This window comes from Vibrio sp. V43_P6S15P86 (assembly GCF_009904725.1).
GTDB lineage: Bacteria > Pseudomonadota > Gammaproteobacteria > Enterobacterales > Vibrionaceae > Vibrio > Vibrio diabolicus.
Window position 1 is genome coordinate 1 of sequence record NZ_WXWT01000356.1, and the last position, 18403, is coordinate 18403.

The window sequence follows — 18403 nt, forward strand, 5'->3', positions numbered from 1 at the left end:
TTAAGTTTCACTGGCCGTCAAACTTGTTTCCATCTAATTGTTACGTTGCTGCTTTTTTCTTATTAACTCCTATGTTTGTATCCGCCCAGTCAAATTTTCGGCTGGGCTTTTTTTCGCCCGCAGATCTACCAACCTACCTTTTTCGATGGTTCCGTTCATCTCCATGGTCTAGACATCCGCTCAATACGAAAGTGTCGCTATTAAGTCGCTGATGTACTGAACTATGGGTATAAAAAAGCCTCCCGATTGGGAGGCTTTACAAAATAGCGCATTTTTATCTTACGCTTGCGCTTTCTTAGGCAAAGAAAAGTGCAGTAAGGCATAGCCAAGTAATGCTGCTGTCGTCGAACCCATTAAGATACCGAGTCGAGCATAGGTATCAAATTCAGGACTTACATTTCCGAACGCTAAAGAGGAAATGAAGATAGACATTGTAAAGCCAATACCACACAACACAGATACCGCAAAGATATGCTTGAAGTTAACGCCTTCAGGTAACTTAGCAACGCCCATTTTTACCGCTGCCCAGCTAAAGGTAAAGATACCTAGAGGCTTACCAACCAGTAGACCCAAAGCAATACCGAGTGGCAGCATTGAAGTTAGACCTGACATCGATACGCCTTCTAACGAAATCCCCGCATTGGCAAATGCGAATAGAGGCAGAATGCCAAATGCCACGTATGGGTGAAGCGCGTGCTCCATATGTTTAAGTGGAGAATGTTCGCCCTGCTTTCCCTTTAGTGGGATAGCAAAACCAATCACTACACCTGCCAATGTTGCGTGAACACCAGATTTAAGCACCGCGAACCATAAGATCGCACCGACGATCATGTATGGCGTAAGTTTTGTTACTTCCTTCGCATTCAACATGAATAGGACACCAGTCATGATGAAGCCAACAAGCAACGCCATGGTCGACAGGTCACCGGTGTAAAATAGCGCGATAATCACAACCACACCTAAATCATCGATGATAGCAAGCGCCAGCAAGAACACTTTTAGACTTACTGGTACACGCTTACCTAATAATGCCATGATACCTAAAGCAAAAGCGATATCTGTCGCCGCTGGAATTGCCCAACCAGAAATCGCCTCAGGATCGTTGGCATTAAAGGCTACGTAAATAAGAGCAGGAGCTAACATACCGCCAACCGCTGCAATCGCAGGGAAAATTGCGGTTTCTTTTGATTTTAACGCACCTTCAAGTAGCTCTCGCTTAACTTCAAGGCCAATGAGTAAGAAGAAAACAGCCATTAGGCCGTCATTAATCCAGTGAGAAACTGACATACCAAATACATAAGTATGCAGTACAGATTGATAAGTTTCGCCCAGCGGTGAGTTAGCAATGGTCATCGCAATTGCCGCTGCAATCACGAGAAGAATACCACCAGCTGATTCCATTTTGAAAAAGTCACGAATGACATCGTTCATGGTTTCGTCCTTATATTTATTATCTTAATAAACGATTAACAAAGAATGATAAGAGTGTATAGCGGTCGAAAACTTTAGAATAATCGCTTCTTCAGAGTATAAACTTCGATTTTTCCGATATGAAGTTTACTATACATCGTATTTTCCAACATAACACTCAATTTTGATCACAGCGCGTACTTGTTGTTATCGCGCCAAATGTTTATCAAGATTATGAGAAAATCAGCATAACATGGCATGTACTGTCATGATAACCCCATACTTTTGAGAAAAATTCAGGAAGTTTCATCCACTAAAAAACCACCCATTGGGGTGGTTTTTATCAGAATTTAATAACCAGTGAGCTGCATAAAGCCCCAAGCCTCGTTGGAGCCAGAAGCTAAGGTAGGGCCTTCCCAATACGGTATAACAAAAGGAAGCCACATATCTGATTTGATAATACGAGTGGTCAAGTTAATTTGATGCTTTGGAATATTAATAATCCACTGCAAAGGCAGCCTTCTTCCATTTGATAAACTGGTCACTTGCATTGGTTTAATACTGATATCATCGTCTGAGAGATTGATGACTTTACCTGAGCGTGTGGACAAGGTGCCAAACACGTGCGGTGTTTGTCCATGGTGGCGATAGCGGCTGACTGTCAGTGCTCGACCATCATCTAAATTGAATACAAACCAATCCCAACCCTGTTGCCCTTCACCAATTAAGCCACTGCCCCACTCTTTCTGAGCCCAAGCAGAGCCAGCAACAGAGAAGCGTTTGCCATTAATGTTCAAACTCCCTTTCACCTTTAAAAATGGCGCACTAAAACTAAAAGAGGCAACAGATTGCAACGCGTGTTTAACCTGAAAACCTTTGTCTCCATTCACGACAAAGGGGCCGTTTGTCATAGCATTGAGATCTAAACCAAACGTATCGGTAGTCACATTCAAGTTTCCGGGGAAAGGCGTTGCACCAAGTGAGCGCCACGTCCAATTATCAATCCATAGTCTGAAAGGACGATTAGTCATGCCAGCTTGGCCTATCCCGCCTCTCGCTACACGTTGCTCTTTCCAGACGTGCGAACCATGGCTAACGACAACATGTGAAATGTACAGTTGAGGGTTTTGCCATCCGCTGGTTTCTCGCTCGTCCGTCGCGATCCTGAAGTAACTCCATTGAACATTGTATATTTTCCCTTGTTCATCTTTCAGTTTCGCAAAGTAGTGCCACCATTCATGTTGGTACTCGGGATGAAAGCGAAAATCTGACGGTAAAGAGACATGTTCGTCAGGTAATACAGGTTCGAAAATCGTTTGATTTTCACGCGTTAGAATAGAGTTAAGCTCGCTTTCTCGTGTTGCTGTCGCTTCCAACCAAAAAGTTGAGTAAAAAGCAGCCCCGGTCAAAAAGGCAAACGTAATAACAATGATCGTTGAAACTAACAAGCGTTTTTTAGAGCCCACTTTTTTCATTACAACGCATCCCTTAATGACTTCATTGGCGTACTCTTAATCATTCTAATAACTGGCAATGCGCCAGCAATCATGATGGCAAGCATCGCCCAAGCAATAGTTTGAGCGTATTCCCAAGGGATCGTTTGAAGCTCCAGAGACCAGCCGAATGATTGCTTAATGATAATATCAACGATCAAGTGTGCAAGTGCCAGACCAAGTGGCACCGCAATAATCGCGGAAATGGCCCCGAAGACAAACAACTGCAAACCACCCAATGCGACAAGTTCCTTTCCGGATACACCCATACATCTCAGCAAAGAGAAGTGCCGCTGCCGCGACAACTCGCCCGCCAATGTCGCGAAGAATAAACCAAACACAGCAATAATCAGTGTGATGTTGCCCAAGGTTCCTGCAATAGCGAAGGTATGATCAAATACCCTCATTGCCTGACTATAAATATTACCATTATCAAACACACGGTCTTGCGGGAGGCGGAATACATTTTCTAAGCGATTTTTCAGCCCCTCCCCATTAACGCTATCTTTTAATACCACACCAAGGCCAACATTGCCCGTCCCTGCAAATGCATACAGCCAATTCCGGTGCGACATCATCACCTGGTTATACGGGTTTCCATAATCGTAATAAACACCAACGACTTGCCAGTCTCCACCTAGTGGTTCCTGCAAGTTAATGAAGTCTCCTGGGCGAATATCCAACTTCAAGGCCATCGATTCACTCACCATCAAGCTCTTGGTCGCGTGCAGTTGATACCAGTAATTCGGGACACCTAGTTTTACCGTCAGTGCATCTAGCTCACCTTCAGAAGAGCCTGTACTCACCACTTGCAAAGCACCATGTTCGGTTGGCATATCTTTTTCCCAACGCCACCAAACCGAGTTGACTTCTGGTTGGTTTTGCAGCCACGCACTCATCCGAGCTGCTGAGTTATTTGTCGGATAGATATAAATATCCGCTGCCAATCGCTGGCTGAGCCATTTATCGGTCGTATCCCTAAAACTGCCTACCATCGTTTCTACGCCGATATTTGCCGCCAGTGCCAACATAAACGCCATTGTTGCCACACCGCGATAACTCATGCTCGCAGCCGCATCGGCAAAAAACCAACGTACACGTACCCAACGCATGGTGTAAGAAAAGCTCTGGAACATATGCCACATAATAAATGGCATGAACAAGGCCACACTAACCAACATCAGCGCAATAATGGCAAAGCCAGTTTCTTGTGTTTTCGGTGCTTGATACACTGCGATTGCCGCGACACAAAACGCACACGCAGCAAGAGCCTGCCAAGAGAACTCACGCCCTGCAAATCGCATTAATGACAGTCGAGAAGAGAGACGAATTGGCTGTGACTTCAACAAACGAATCAATGGCCACAAACACGATATTAATGCGCCCATCGCTGCCATGATCAGACTATATAAGCTGGACTGCCAAGACCATCCTATTGTTAAGCCTACGTTGGCATCGTACAAATCGCTCAGGCTCGATGAGACTGCAGGGATCAGCTCATTTGCCAAGATCAAACCAAAAAAGTTACCACACGCCCACGCAATAAAGACGAGCAACGACAACTCTAACAACAATGCTTGAGCCAACTGCGTTCCGTTGACCCCCGTCTGTCTCAAAATACCCACCAAACGTTGTCGCTGAATAAATGACAAAGACATCGCTTGATAAAAAATAAACAACCCGACCAAAAATGACAGCATCCCCATCGCAGTGAGATTCATGTGGAATGCATTAGTTAACGACTCAAGCTCCGTACGCGTATTCCTAACGAGCGTCATGCCATTGGGAAGCATATTTTTCAGTGCTATTAGCTTTTCCTCTGGCATTTCACCACAAGAAATCGCAGATAAACCTGAGCTCCGCTTGAGCATACGCAACAACGATATATCAGTAACCAGTCGAGTCCCTGAGAGCATTTTGTTTTTATCGACTTGAATCGGTCCGAGACGACTTCCGTCATTCATCTCAATAAAGTCCCCATCCTGCCAACTCATGTAAGCGGCCAAATCTTGACTGACTAGAATGGGATAAGGAGGTTTCATTAATGATAGAACGGGCATCTCACCCAAAGATTTGCCTTGCTGCAATGGAATCATCGCGACAGGATCAATCCCCACCAGCATCAAGCTCATATCGGTTTTAGCATCTAGATGCAGCACGTCAAACGGCGCACATTGGTTAAACCCAGCTCGACGCAACTGGATATAGAAACCTTGAGGGATTTTATTGGCAGAGTGTTTAGTTCGGATTCGGTATGGCAAAGGATTGGAGAAAAGCTTTTCTCCTGTCGCATAACTTTGTTTTGCATGCTGGTTGATAGAAGTAACACCAACAAGAAGGGACACGCCTAAGGTTAACCCTAGCCAGACAAGAATAATTTGTAGTGGGTAACGACGGTAATGACCGAGTAGTGCCTTAACTACGGGCCATAACATGCAGTTGCCCTCCTTGAAGTCGTATCTTACCTTCCATATGGGCCGCCACTTTTTCACTGTGCGTCACTAACAGCAAAGTACACTCCAGTTGGCGAGCGAGACTCGTCAATAAGCGCATTACCGCTTCTGCGTTTCGCTCGTCTAGGCTACCAGTTGGCTCATCAGCGAGTAGGATTTTAGGTTCCATATAGAGTGCGCGAGCAATAGCAGCACGTTGTTGCTGACCACCAGATGCTTCTTCCGGGTAACGGCCTAGCAGAGGCATTAAATCCAGAGCAGAAAGAATTTGACGCCACAACTCTTTATCTTCTGGCAAACCTTTTAACTGACGACAAAAACGAATATTGTCGGCAATATTGAGCGTAGGAAGCAGGTTGAACTGTTGGAAGATATTACCAATATTGTTGCGGCGATAAAGGGTTCTCAAATGCTCTGGCGCATCATGCATGGCAAAATTTGGAAACTGAACTTCACCAGAGTCTGCAGTATCCAGTCCGGCAATTAAGTTCAGCAAAGTACTTTTACCCGAACCACTTTCTCCCATCAGAGCGACTTGGTCACCTTGCTGTAATGTTAATTCTGCCCCTTGTAATACAGGGTGAAATTCTCCCCCATCTACATAGCCTTTACATAGGTCTGACAGTTTTAACATTGATTATGCCGCTCGGATGGTATTTAAAAATTGGGATCAGAATCTACACTAAAATCCTGTTAGTAGAAAGTATTTTGAATGCTTGATCACACTATGAGAGTACAAATGCAACTCGATTCACTTTCTGTTCCTAATTTTGTTGACGTATTGAGCAGATTTTTGCAGCTGCAGAAAGCTCTGTTTACCTCTATTGACCGATAAGGTTTTTCATCCATTTTCGGCTCACCATTCTTGGCAGACAAATCGTCCACTTCACAACTTCCTCGGTCAAAAAGAGTAAGTAAACCCATTGTGGGTCCCAACCGAGCTGAATCGCTGCAAATGCAGCGAGTGGAATCCCGATCACCCACTGCGCAAGAATGTCTTGATACAAACAAAACTTAACGTCACCACCTGCACGTAATACCCCAACAATGACCATCATCGGCACCGAGCGTAGTACGACACCTAAAGCAAGAATCACCATAAACTGTTCAGCTAACTGGCGAGTATCCGCTGTCAGTGCACTAAACGCATTAAGGATCCATTGATTGGACACTATCAATACAACAGCGACCACAAATGCGATAAACACATTCAAAATGACCGTAGCCCAAGCTTGGTAATACACAGGTTCAAAGTTTTTCGCGCCGAGTTGGTTACCCACTAAAACCGCAGCTGCATTCGATAGGCCAATCATCATAGCGAGAGCGATTGACTCAACGGGCGTCATCACCGACAACGCTGCCAAACCTTGCACACCCGCTTGCCCCATGATGGCATGGTAAGCGAACAATCCACCAGCCCATGCCAAAAAGTTAAATGTGGTCGGTAAGGAAAGGCTCAAGAAACGCGTTATTTTGTCTAAAACCAAACCTGCGCGTATATCATCCCAACCAAATGCAATTATGTGTTTCTTCAGCCATAAATAGCCAAATAGACAACCGACTTCGATAGCGCCACTGATAACCGTTGCAATGGCTGCCCCTGTAATCCCTAAAGCAGGAAAACCTAAGTGACCAAAAATTAACACCCAGTTGAGGAAAACATTAGACAGAATGCCTATACCACTAAAAAATGTGCTCAGCCCCGGTTGGTGCATCGCTCTCAAGCCCACCGACATACTAGCGACACACGCAACAGCAAACATGCTAACGGATGAAATAATTAGATAGCTGGCCCCTAACTCAATCACTTCTTGTGAGTCTGTAGTCAGTTTCATAACTGGCTGTGGGAAAATAACAAACAAAGCAACGGCAATGGCGGCAAACACCATGGCTATCATCCATGTTAAAGCGGTACTGCGACGTACCCCGACTTTATCGCCTGCCCCCCAATATTGTGCGGTCAGTAATGCACCACCCGTCGTCACCCCAACTAACATGATGGTAGTAACAAACGTCGCGCGCGCCGCTACCCCAACAGCGGCTATTTCAGCTTCACCAAGTTGGCCGAGCATAAGCACATCGACGAGGCTTCGGCTAGAAAACATCATGCTTTGCAGTGTAATTGGTAGCGCGATCGCGAATAAGCGACGTAAGAATGCTTTATCTGCATGTATTGAGAGTTGAGAGAGAAAAGTCACAAGCGCTCCAACGACAACTTATTGATAGAATGGGGAAAGTGTCTCATGATTATACTCTGTGGTGTTTATTCCACCAACGATTAAAAGGACAGATAATGAAAAAGGTGTTGGTGCTAGGCGCCTCGGGTTACATTGGTTCTCAACTTCTTCCGTTACTCTTAGATAAAGGTTACGCCGTCACGGCCGCGGCGCGACATATCGATTATTTGGAGTCAAGGACTCGGCCCCATCCTAATTTAACGTTGCGGTATCTGGACCTAGCCGACGCAGAAGCCACGCTCGCTGTGGTGAACGATTTTGACTTGGTATTTTTCCTAGTACACGGAATGGCACAAGGCGATGACTTTGTTGAGTACGAGCTAAACCTTGCTTTGAATTTTAAATACGCATTGGAGCAAAGCCGTGTCAAACATGTCATTTATTTAAGTGCCATCCAACCGCAAACCGGAAACTCGCGCCATTTAGCCGCTCGCAAAGCAACGGGCAAAATTATCCGACAGTCTGGCGTTCCAGTAACTGAATTGCGTGCTGGCGTCATCATTGGCCCCGGCTCCGCGGCTTTCGAGATCATGCGAGATTTTGTCTACAACTTACCTATTTTGATCGCGCCTAAATGGGTCGACTCAAAAGCCAACCCTATTGCCCTACCCAACCTCAATCACTATTTATTGCAGCTGGCCGAAGCATCACCCCCAGAAGAAAACCAAATTTATGAAGTTGGTGGGCCAGATACACTCAGCTACCGCGAGCAGTTTAAAGTCACTTGCCGAATCACCAACAAGCCTTATCGGCTGTGGTCGACACCGTTGCTTACCCCAAAAATGGCATCGTACTGGCTCGGCTTGGTCACCTCTGTACCAGCAAACATCGGCAAAGCATTACTCGCGGGGTTAGAGCATGACTACATTGCCGATTCCAAAGCGATTGAAGCACGATTTCCGCAAACGCTGATCAGCTACGAGCAAGCGGTATCCGATACCATTCAAGATGAAGGCACGTTTGTACGCAGCAATGTTTGGGGCTTTGAACCAGCGGCACTTCGTCGATGGCAACCAGGGTATGGCTACTACCCTAAACAAGCCGGTGCGAGCATAAAAACTCAAGCCTCCGCTGCGGCATTATGGAAAGTGGCTCAAAAAATCGGGAGTCGTGAAAAAGGCTATTACTTTGCCAACATTTTGTGGCGCACACGTGAATGGCTCGACATCTTTTTTGGTGGCGGGAAACCGATTCGCGTTTCTCCTCCGGGGCCGGAGCTCAAAGTCGGCGATTATATTGACTCTTGGAAAGTGATTCGCTGCGAGGAAGATCAGTTCCTCTCCCTGTTTTTTGGGATGAAAGGCCCAGGGCTTGGACGTTTAGAAATTACCATCAAAGACCATGGTGATGAACGAGAACTGGATATCACCGCTTGGTGGCACCCACAGGGGTTTCTCGGGCTGCTTTACTGGTTTGCCATGATGCCAGCCCATCTATTCATATTCAAAGGCATGGTCAAAGCCATCGCGAAAGAAGCAAACCGTTTAGAAAACAAAAAGCCCCAATAACCGGGGCTTCTAAACACTCAAAATGTCACTTTAGTCAGCTTTGAACGAGAGTGGAATCTCAGCCAATTGGTTACCTTCATTTGCAGGAAAGATAAGGTACTCGCCGTGGTATTTCACCATCGATTTGTAATCCGTCACTTTATGCACCATAAAGCCCGCTTGCGCTGCTTTCTCAACAAACTCAGCATGGTTGCCACGCACAAACCAGCTCATTGGTTTGACGAGCAGCTCGCCGTCGAAGCAGCTTTCGCATTGATCTGCACATAGCGCCAAAGAGTTTTGACCTTCCGTGAAGATTTGGATTTTACCACAACCAACAAGTTGCTCAGACGTTGATACTTCCCAACCCGCTTGCTCCATCACATCTAAAAATGCTTCGACGTCAAAGTCTTTGATCACTTTTGAATCTTCATCTTCAGGAAAAAACTGAGCGTAAAAAGCGGAAATACGCTTGAAGATAAATAACAAACCAGCGTCATTACCCTTTGAACGACCCGCTTTTTGCCAACGTGTTAAGTCATCGCCTACGGCTCGACCGAAACGCTGAGATTTAAGTGCTTTGGTAACCCAGCGCACTAAATAATGGTTATTCGCAACAGGAGCATTGGCTAACTTACCTGAGCGATGCTCTTGATCTAACTCTTCAAGTGCTGAGTTAACTAAGTTTTGAATTTCTTTGGTGTAATTCGACATTACGCCTTTCTTCCTAAAGTCCAATAAAACAGTGCTGAAAGCACAGAACAAGCAAACATCACAATGATCATCGGCCAAGCAACATTGCCGGGTAGTGATGCCACCAGCGCGCCAACCAATGAGCCGATACCGAATCTTAACGTCCCCGCCAGAGACGAAGCTGTACCCGCCATTGATGGGTAGCCACTTAAAAGCAGCGCCATCGCGTTACTACCTATCGTCGACAATGTACCGATAAACAGCACAACAAAAGGTACGATGCCCCATAATCCGAAGTCCATTAACCAACTTACGAATAAACCAATCCCCGCCAAAAGTTGCACGAACAACCCAAAACGAAGCATGGCATGAGAGCCAACTTTCTTCACCAAGCGACCATTAATACTGGTCATTATGATCATCGCAACAATGTTCAAACCAAATAAATAACCAAAGTGGTCTGGTCGAACACCATATAAATCAATATAAACAAACGAACCCGCGGTCAGAAATGCAAACATTCCGGAAAATGAAAACGCTCCAGAAAGCATCAAACCTATCGCTTCAGGGTTGGAGCATAATCTGGCGTAGTTTCTCATCGTAGTGCGAAAACGAAGCGGCTGACGATTTTCTGGTTTCAACGTCTCTGGGATTTTCCAAAGTACCAGTAGAATTACCACCACAGCGAAAATGGCTAACACCCAAAAGATCGAACGCCAACCAAACCAGATCGCTAGGTGACCACCTATCATAGGCGCAACCAAGGGTGCCATGGTGATCACTAAGGTGACGAAAGACATTGCACGGGCAAAGTCTTCACGGTCAAACATGTCACGCACGACGGCTTGGATAATGACCGCCGCTGCCGCGCCAGCAAAACCTTGTGCTGTTCGCACATAAGTCAATGCATCGATGCCGTTTGTGGTCGCACTCACTACCGCCGCTAATCCAAAGAAAAGCACACCCAAAATCAGTACAGGTCTACGGCCAAAACTATCGGCAAGCGGCCCATGAATTAACTGGCCAATCGCAAAACCTGCCGTATAAGCCGTCAACGTAATCTGAACCGCGCCAGGCGCAACACCCAAATCTTTCGCGATGGTTGGCATTGCAGGCAGATACATGTCGATCGCCAAAGGCGTCAAAGCACCAATCGCTCCTAATACAAGAAACAATAGAAAACTGATTTGGGATTGCGGAGCGCTTTGAGCTTTTTCTGTCATTCTTTTACCTCTTGTTGGAGCCCTTTCGTCAATACTTTCAGAGCAAAGTGAACGTAACGGACGGTTCTCATATCGCTGAATCTAGAAGCCAAAGGCCTGTTCTATCAACGTTCGAGAATCATAAGGGCAAATATGTACCAAGGTGTGACCTTGACGAACTCGACATAGAAAAGCGTGTGAAAGCGAAGTGTGTTTATGGGAAATAAACACAATGCAGTAAAAATGATGGAATTGATTCCACCATTTACTCACCACTGCCGAAGGCTTTGCAATAAGAGTATGCATAGCTCAGCTAAATGCAAAGGCATATCACTGAGATGAGTAAGCACACCGGAATTGTCTAGGCACTAATTTTGGTAGGAAAATTAATTTTGAGCCAATTCCTACCAAAAAACTAGTTCCAATTGGGAACTAAAGAATTTCCCATGCCGATAATTAATTCCAAATAGAATCAATTTCTTCCTGCGTGAGGTAGCGATAATCACCAGGTTCTAGTGCCTCATCGAGTTCAATCGAACCAATACGCTCACGATGTAAGTACTCAACTTTATTTCCTAACGCCGCAAACATGCGTTTCACTTGGTGATACTTACCTTCCACAATAGTTAACAATACTTCATTCTCTGCCTCGTTCACGATCTCCAAACGAGCAGGCAATGTTGCTTCTGATTCATTGCGCAAAATGATGCCTTGTTCGAGCTTTTCCGCGTAATCAGGCTGAATCGCATCGACAAGCCAAACACGGTACGTTTTCTCACACTTATGCTTCGGTGAGGTAATGCGGTGAGACCACTTACCATCATCCGTAATCAACACCAAACCGGTTGTGTCTACGTCTAATCGGCCCGCAAAGTGAAGGTTTTCAATTTTAGGCTCATCGAGCAATGCGAATGCAGTTTGGTTGTAGCCATCTTCATGTGAACAAACAAAGTCAGCAGGCTTATACAACATAATGTAACGAGGACCAGGAGCACCAATAACGCGGTCTTCCCACATTACTTCTGCACCTTCAGGTACTTTAAATGCACCACTTTTTTGAACCTCACCGTCAACGGTGATGTCACCACTTTTGATGATCTTTGTTGCCTGTTTGCGCGTTGCACCCAGAGCGTCACACAAATATTTATCTAAACGCATGAATACCTCATTGAATTATACCCAAGTAACCTCCAAATCTTGGTTTAAAGGTCACTTGGGTATAAAAGTCAGGTATTATAGCGTTCCTCGTTCGAATAGTTGAGCAATTTCACATATTTTCATGTACACACTTCGCCCTTATCAAGCCGACTCGGTTAAAGCAGTCATTCACTACTTTCGTAAACACTCGACACCAGCAGTGATCGTGCTGCCAACTGGTGCCGGAAAAAGCTTGGTGATCGCAGAGCTTGCTCGCCTTGCGAAAGGACGAGTGTTAGTCCTCGCTCACGTTAAAGAGCTGGTCGAGCAAAACCACGCGAAGTATGAAGGTTATGGTTTAAAAGGTTCCATCTTCTCAGCAGGATTGGGGCGAAAAGAAACTGACCAGCAAGTCGTGTTTGCTTCGGTTCAATCGGTCGTACGTAACTTAGATTCGTTCAAAAACCAGTTTTCTCTGCTCGTTATTGATGAGTGCCATCGTGTGCCGGATGACAAAAACAGCAGCTACCAAAAAGTTATTACTCACTTACGAGAACTGAACCCAGGCATTAAGGTGCTGGGACTAACTGCAACGCCCTATCGTTTAGGAATGGGCTGGATTTATCAGTATCACACCCGAGGTCAAGTACGCACCGAAGAGCCTCGATTCTTCCGCGATTGTATTTTCGAACTGCCGATCCGTTACTTGCTCGACGAAAACTTCCTCACTCCAGCCCGCATGATGGACGCGCCCGTTTTGTCTTACGACTTCTCGCAACTGAAACCCGCAAACACCGGACGCTACAAAGAAGCAGAAATGGACATGGTGATCGATAAAGCCAAACGCGCCACTCCGCAAATTGTTGAGCAAATCATGCAATATGCGAGAGAGCGTCAAGGTGTCATGATCTTCGCCGCGACTGTCCGACACGCACAAGAGATCCACAGTTTACTGCCTGAAGGCGAAACTGAAATCGTCATTGGTGATACACCTACGCCGGAGCGCGATGCGATCATCCAAGCGTTCAAGAATCGTCAAATAAAATATTTGGTCAATGTTTCGGTACTGACTACCGGGTTTGATGCGCCGCATGTCGATTTAATCGCGATTTTGCGACCAACAGAGTCAGTCAGTCTATACCAGCAGATTGTAGGGCGAGGATTACGCTTATCAGACGGAAAATCAGAATGTTTAGTGCTTGATTACGCAGGCAACAGCTACGATTTATACCAACCTGAAGTCGGTGATCCCAAACCAGACTCTGACAGTGAAATTATCACGATTCCCTGCCCGGCTTGCGGATTCAATAACAACTTCTGGGGTAAGTTGGATAGTAACGGTTTCTTGGTTGAACACTTTGGCAGACGTTGCCAGGGTTACTTTGAAGATGAAGACACAGGCGAGCGTGAACACTGTGGCTACCGTTTTCGTGCCAAATACTGTGGTGAATGTGGTGCCGACAACGATATTGCTGCGCGCATTTGTCATGAGTGTGACGCAACGCTTGTTGATCCAGATAAAAAATTAAAAGAAGCCCTTAATCTGAAAGATGCATTAATCTTTGAATGCACAGAAATGGACCTGTCAGTATTCAAGTCCAGTGATGGTAAATCTCAACTCAAGGTGACATATTCTGGCGAACCATACCAAGGCGAAGGCAATGCGTTAGTTCATGAGTTTTGGTCATTGAGTACCAAAAAACAAAAACAAACGTTTAAAGACCAATTTGTGCGCCCTCACTTGGCAGACAAGCATCGCCCTTTTGAAGAGGCTTCACCGACACGTGTTGTTGCCAATCAACATCGTTTCCGTTTGCCTCAGTTTGTTATTGCAAGGAAATCCGGTCGCTTTTGGAAATTGCGAGACAAAATTTTTGAAGACGAGTTGAAATAACCTCTGCAACATTTAGTAAAACTGAACTCGATGATTCACTCTCTGTTCATCTATATCCGATATACTGCGGCTAACGTTCTAGAAAAGGTTTGACTATGTATAAAGCAACGACTTCTCAACATTCTGCGTTACTTTTCGGCCTTATCACGACATTGATGTGTGCACCAAGTTTCGCCAAGCATGACGACTACTATGCCTCACAAAATGGTCACGCCATCGTGCAAGATGTCGAAAAGCCTGGAACACGTATTGAATTCGATGAAGATCAAGATGAGGTCTATCGCGCGGTTCAACAAGGATATATACGACCATTTTCGGACCTTTACGCCGCAGTAGAAAACGACCTATACGGCCGCATCATCAAGGTCGAGCTTGAAGAAGATGATGATGCTTGGGTGTATGAATTGAAAATCCTGTACAACAATAGCGTCCTGAAAGTTGAGTATGACGCCGCCACGCTGGAAATGCTTGAGATCAAAGGTCGCAGCTTTAACAAAGCGTTAAAGCCACAAAACAACTAAACTGGTCTAATGCGTAATCCCGACTCAATGCGTAGCTTACGTCGATAACACTCCAAACATAATAAGAATCACCAATATGAAAATACTTGTCGTTGAAGATGACCCTCGTTTAGGCGAGCAAATCATCGAAGCATTAGAAAGTACCGGCTGGGTACCAGAATTATCTCAAGATGGCATAGACGCTCTGTATCGCGCGACATCGGAAGAATGGGACGCTATTGTTCTTGATCTAGGACTGCCGAAATTGGATGGCCTCACTGTGCTAAAAGGCATTCGAGATGAAAACATCAATACTCCTGTCGTTATCCTGAGTGCTCGCGATACCCTAACGCAGAGAGTTGAAGGTCTAAACGCAGGTGCAGACGATTACCTAACTAAGCCGTTTGAAATGGTTGAGCTTATCGCTCGTATTCGCGCACAACTGCGAAGAGCATCAGGTAACGCCTCTCCTGTGATGCAAATTGGCGACTTGAGCTTGGATACGCGCACTTCTAAAGTCATGTGGCAAGGGCAAGCAGTAAGCTTAACGGCGCTGGAGTATAAAGTGGTCGCTTACTTTATGCATAACCCAGAAAAAGTAATTTCTCGCACCGAACTCGTCGAGCACATTTACAAACAAGACTTTGATCGTGACTCCAACACAATCGAAGTTTTTATCGGCCGAATTCGCAAAAAAATCGCACCAAAGATCATCAAAACTGTCCGAGGGTTGGGATACCAATTAAATGCCGAATAAGAACAGGCTACCGTTGAACGCAATAAAACGACTGAGTATCAAAAGTCGCCTCGTTTTAGCGGCGATCGTTTGGTTGACGGCAATGATCCTCGCAGCTGGTGTGACGATACCGACCCAAGTGTACAACTATATGGTTGACGACACTCGCTCACAGCTGAGCATTTTTATGGATGAAATCGCCGCTCAGTTAGAAGTCGATGAGACTGGGCACCTCTCACTCGCTGCTCTGCTCTCAGATCCTCGATTTAACCGACCTTACAGTGGTTTATATTGGAGTGCCTCTACTGAGACGAGTCTCGAGCGTTCTCGTTCTTTGTGGGACAAAAAAATCGAATACAAAGGTCTGGATAACGATGCTTACGGCGCGAGAGGCGAAAGGCTGATTACCATCGAAAAAGCTCTGTACTTACCAGATTACGATGGGCCTATCCATATCATTATTGGTATTGACGAAGAGCCTATCAAAAGCACCCTGCAAACGCTAATCGGGCAACTCTGGCTTATTTTAGGCTTATTATTCGCAGGGGTTCTTGCCGTCATTTTGCTGCAAATTGCATGGTCATTGAGTCCGCTTACAAAGTTACAAAAAGAGTTGGCCGAGCTGAAGTCTGGTAACAAAAAGAGTCTAGAAGAAACCTATCCGAAAGAGATTTCTCCTCTTATCTTCGACCTCAACGCTCTGCTTTTCCATTATCAGGAGTTGTTAGAACGAGCTAGGAATCATGCAGGCAATCTTTCACACGCGCTAAAAACCCCACTTTCTGTCCTAAAAAATGAAGTACAGACGTTAGAACCTGATACGCAATCCCGCCTGCGTACTCCGATCAATCAAATACAAGATCATATCGATTACCATCTGGGCCGTGCCCGCATGGCGGGGTCTATGAATATTTTATCAGTGAAATCGAACCCAGCAGAGCGTGTGGATGCTATCTCAATGGCGTTTGATAAAGTGTATGCGAGCCGAGATATCTCCTTAATTAATGAACTTGATTCAGAGCTGAATGTAGCGGTAGAGCAGACCGATCTCGACGAAATGCTGGGTAACTTGCTTGAAAATGCCTATAAGTGGGCCAACAACATGATTCGTGTGCACTCCTCTCAGGATAAAGACAATATACACATCATCATTGAAGATAACGGACCAGGTATCCCTAAAGAGAAACTGAGTCAAGTAATCAAGAGAGGCGTTAGATTGGATGAAGCAACCCCTGGTTCAGGTCTTGGTCTAAATATAGTCAGTGAAATGGCACACAGTTACCGAGGTCAATTAACACTGGAAGCGAGCGCTTTAGGTGGCTTAAAAGCATCTTTAGTCTTACATCTCAGCCGAACATAAAGCATATAACGCATAAACTTTGTTCTTCGGACCATGATTAGTAAACCGATGAAAATGAAGCCGATGTGAACAAAATCCAAGCAAAGCGTTAAAAGGGATAGCCTTACACCTAGCCAAATCATACCTTTTTGTTGATTTGGATACGATTTGGGTTGCCCATTTATAAGTGGAATGATAGTATCCGCGCTCGCTTGAACAGTTCCTGTTTCAAGCTTTACCACGAACAACAAGGTCGCATTGTTGATTGTGAACATTTGATTTTTACTAATTTGAGAGTAAATACTATGAAATTCGAAGCAGTAGTACGTACTGAACTAGGTAAAGGTGCGAGCCGCCGCCTACGTCACGCTGGCAAATTCCCTGCAGTTGTATACGGCGGTGAAGAAGCAGCAGTAGCTATCGTTCTTAACCACGACGACATCGTAAACCAAATGGACAAGCCTGAATTCTACGAAGGCCTAGTTCTAGTTATCGATGGCAAAGAAGTTAAAGTTAAGCCACAAGACGTTCAACGTCACGCGTTCAAGCCAAAAGTTGAACACATGGACTTCATCCGTATCTAATTCCCTACCAAGGAATTAATCGGATTAAATCCAAACCTTTTGCATTAAAGATAATCGGACTTACCAACCGAGACATCTAAAAAATTTCAAAACCCCGGAGTCTTACCACCTCCGGGGTTTTACTATATGTGGCATATAACAATTGATTTACGAACGGGCAATGTACTTCACTAAAGTGAGATCCGTCAGCGTCATACGGTCAATGATTTCCGCCTCTTCCTCTCCAGTACGTACAAAACCACACTTCTTGTAGAAGTTAAGCCCCTGTTTATTGGTATCCAGTGCTTTCAGGCTTATCTGCATAACGGGCGTAGAGAGTAGACGCGTTTCTAGTTCATCTAACAGTGCACTCCCTGCCCCTTGCCCATAATGCAAAGGAGAGACATAGCAACATGTTACCCACGCCGTTTTATCTTCACAGGTGTGGTTAGGTAGTTCGTAACTTAAAAAGCCGACGATTTCCCCTTGTCTCTCAACCACGATCAATTGGGCCAGTTGCTCAGTCATGACTCGCGTCCACATCCTTTCTCGGCGCTCAATCGTAAACTGATCGATGTAGCTCTGTGGCATTAACCCTTTGTATGCTACCTGCCACGAATCAACATGTATCTTGGCGATTTGAGTTGCTTCCTCTCTGACTGCGTTCCTTACTGTGTATCTCATTACTATCCTTTCTTAAAATTCGCCACTTACAAATTCTTTCAACCCTACTCTTTGAATCGAAGCTCAAAGCGAGCAGCCACAGATGCAACGCTTTACATTACTCCATTTCATTTTCATTAATTCAATGATAGTGCACATCGTAATATTCGAGAAAACGCCACGTTATTTACGTTTCACTTTCGCTCATTAGATTGAATCTATTTGTTTTAACATCCGGGTATCGAAAGCGGGATAAACACGGTAAGGTATCGAATAAGAATAAATAAACGATATCTAAGGCATAAGACTTCTAAACGGTCGCAATTATAGTAAAGAGAGAAATACCATTTCTGCTTGTATTAAACAGAGTAAGCCAATATCAAACGAGTTTGGGTTTTACAGTGTTCATTTTATATACAAAACATTTCCCTCATCATCAGAGCGAAAATTTATAACGATTTGTGTCATAGCTGCTAAGAAAAACATGAACTTGGCAAAATAATCACCAAAATCAGCGCTATACTTCGCAAAAATGCGCATTGATTCACACAAACCACATTCATTCAATTGGCCACTTCACAAAATAACCCCCTCCC

Annotated in this window: 15 protein-coding genes; 6 read left to right on the forward strand and 9 right to left on the reverse strand. The window is 45.0% G+C overall.

Annotation, left to right across the window (positions count from 1 at the left end; all coding sequences use genetic code 11):
* Positions 1–279: 279 nt before the first annotated feature.
* The 5 genes from nhaA to CAG69_RS15980 form a co-directional block, all read right to left on the reverse strand.
* Complete coding sequence (nhaA, locus tag CAG69_RS15960; protein ID WP_006742626.1) at positions 280–1431, reverse strand: Na+/H+ antiporter NhaA; 1152 nt, start codon at positions 1429–1431, stop codon at positions 280–282.
* 329 nt (positions 1432–1760) lie between these two features.
* Positions 1761–2885 carry a lipocalin-like domain-containing protein gene (locus tag CAG69_RS15965; protein ID WP_161445112.1) on the reverse strand — a complete coding sequence of 375 codons (1125 nt, stop codon included), beginning with the start codon at positions 2883–2885 and terminating at the stop codon, positions 1761–1763.
* The gene (locus CAG69_RS15970) at positions 2885–5338 is read right to left on the reverse strand and encodes an ABC transporter permease (RefSeq protein ID WP_005393229.1); all 2454 of its coding nucleotides are present in this window, start codon (positions 5336–5338) and stop codon (positions 2885–2887) included. Before CAG69_RS15970 ends, CAG69_RS15965 begins: the two co-directional genes overlap by 1 nt.
* The gene (locus CAG69_RS15975) at positions 5319–5990 is read right to left on the reverse strand and encodes an ABC transporter ATP-binding protein (protein WP_005393230.1); all 672 of its coding nucleotides are present in this window, start codon (positions 5988–5990) and stop codon (positions 5319–5321) included. Before CAG69_RS15975 ends, CAG69_RS15970 begins: the two co-directional genes overlap by 20 nt.
* 187 nt (positions 5991–6177) lie before the next feature.
* The gene (locus tag CAG69_RS15980) at positions 6178–7554 is read right to left on the reverse strand and encodes an MATE family efflux transporter (RefSeq protein ID WP_005393232.1); all 1377 of its coding nucleotides are present in this window, start codon (positions 7552–7554) and stop codon (positions 6178–6180) included.
* A gap of 95 nt (positions 7555–7649) precedes the next feature.
* Between CAG69_RS15980 and CAG69_RS15985 the strand changes: the two genes are divergently transcribed.
* The gene (locus tag CAG69_RS15985; protein WP_161445114.1) at positions 7650–9101 is read left to right on the forward strand and encodes a DUF2867 domain-containing protein; all 1452 of its coding nucleotides are present in this window, start codon (positions 7650–7652) and stop codon (positions 9099–9101) included.
* A 30-nt stretch (positions 9102–9131) separates the two neighbouring features.
* Here CAG69_RS15985 and CAG69_RS15990 read toward each other — a convergent pair whose 3' ends face one another.
* The 3 genes from CAG69_RS15990 to rsuA all read right to left on the reverse strand — a co-directional run bounded on the left by CAG69_RS15990 (position 9132) and on the right by rsuA (position 12133).
* Positions 9132–9794 carry a DUF2913 family protein gene (locus CAG69_RS15990; protein WP_161445115.1) on the reverse strand — a complete coding sequence of 221 codons (663 nt, stop codon included), beginning with the start codon at positions 9792–9794 and terminating at the stop codon, positions 9132–9134.
* The gene (locus CAG69_RS15995) at positions 9794–10996 is read right to left on the reverse strand and encodes a Bcr/CflA family multidrug efflux MFS transporter (protein ID WP_005393240.1); all 1203 of its coding nucleotides are present in this window, start codon (positions 10994–10996) and stop codon (positions 9794–9796) included. Before CAG69_RS15995 ends, CAG69_RS15990 begins: the two co-directional genes overlap by 1 nt.
* 435 nt (positions 10997–11431) lie before the next feature.
* Positions 11432–12133, reverse strand: a complete 702-nt coding sequence (gene rsuA, locus CAG69_RS16000) for a 16S rRNA pseudouridine(516) synthase RsuA (protein ID WP_033905117.1) — start codon at positions 12131–12133, stop codon at positions 11432–11434.
* A gap of 121 nt (positions 12134–12254) precedes the next feature.
* Here rsuA and CAG69_RS16005 point away from each other — a divergent pair, with 121 nt between their 5' ends.
* From CAG69_RS16005 to rplY, 5 genes are all read left to right on the forward strand, one after another.
* Positions 12255–14006, forward strand: coding sequence for a DEAD/DEAH box helicase (locus CAG69_RS16005; protein WP_012841929.1), 1752 nt, complete (start codon positions 12255–12257; stop codon positions 14004–14006).
* Positions 14007–14101: 95 nt separating this feature from the next.
* Positions 14102–14527, forward strand: coding sequence for a PepSY domain-containing protein (locus CAG69_RS16010; protein WP_012841930.1), 426 nt, complete (start codon positions 14102–14104; stop codon positions 14525–14527).
* A gap of 76 nt (positions 14528–14603) precedes the next feature.
* Positions 14604–15263: a response regulator transcription factor gene (locus CAG69_RS16015; RefSeq protein ID WP_161445117.1), complete on the forward strand. Its 660-nt coding sequence runs from the start codon at positions 14604–14606 to the stop codon at positions 15261–15263.
* A complete protein-coding gene (locus tag CAG69_RS16020) occupies positions 15253–16602 on the forward strand; it encodes an ATP-binding protein (protein ID WP_161445119.1) in 1350 nt (449 codons plus the stop codon). Before CAG69_RS16015 ends, CAG69_RS16020 begins: the two co-directional genes overlap by 11 nt.
* Before the next feature lie 284 nt (positions 16603–16886).
* Positions 16887–17165, forward strand: coding sequence for a 50S ribosomal protein L25 (gene rplY / locus CAG69_RS16025; protein WP_005393245.1), 279 nt, complete (start codon positions 16887–16889; stop codon positions 17163–17165).
* 147 nt (positions 17166–17312) lie between these two features.
* Here the strand turns inward: rplY and CAG69_RS16030 are convergent, their stop codons facing one another.
* Positions 17313–17828: a GNAT family N-acetyltransferase gene (locus CAG69_RS16030; protein ID WP_031780335.1), complete on the reverse strand. Its 516-nt coding sequence runs from the start codon at positions 17826–17828 to the stop codon at positions 17313–17315.
* Positions 17829–18403: the final 575 nt, after the last annotated feature.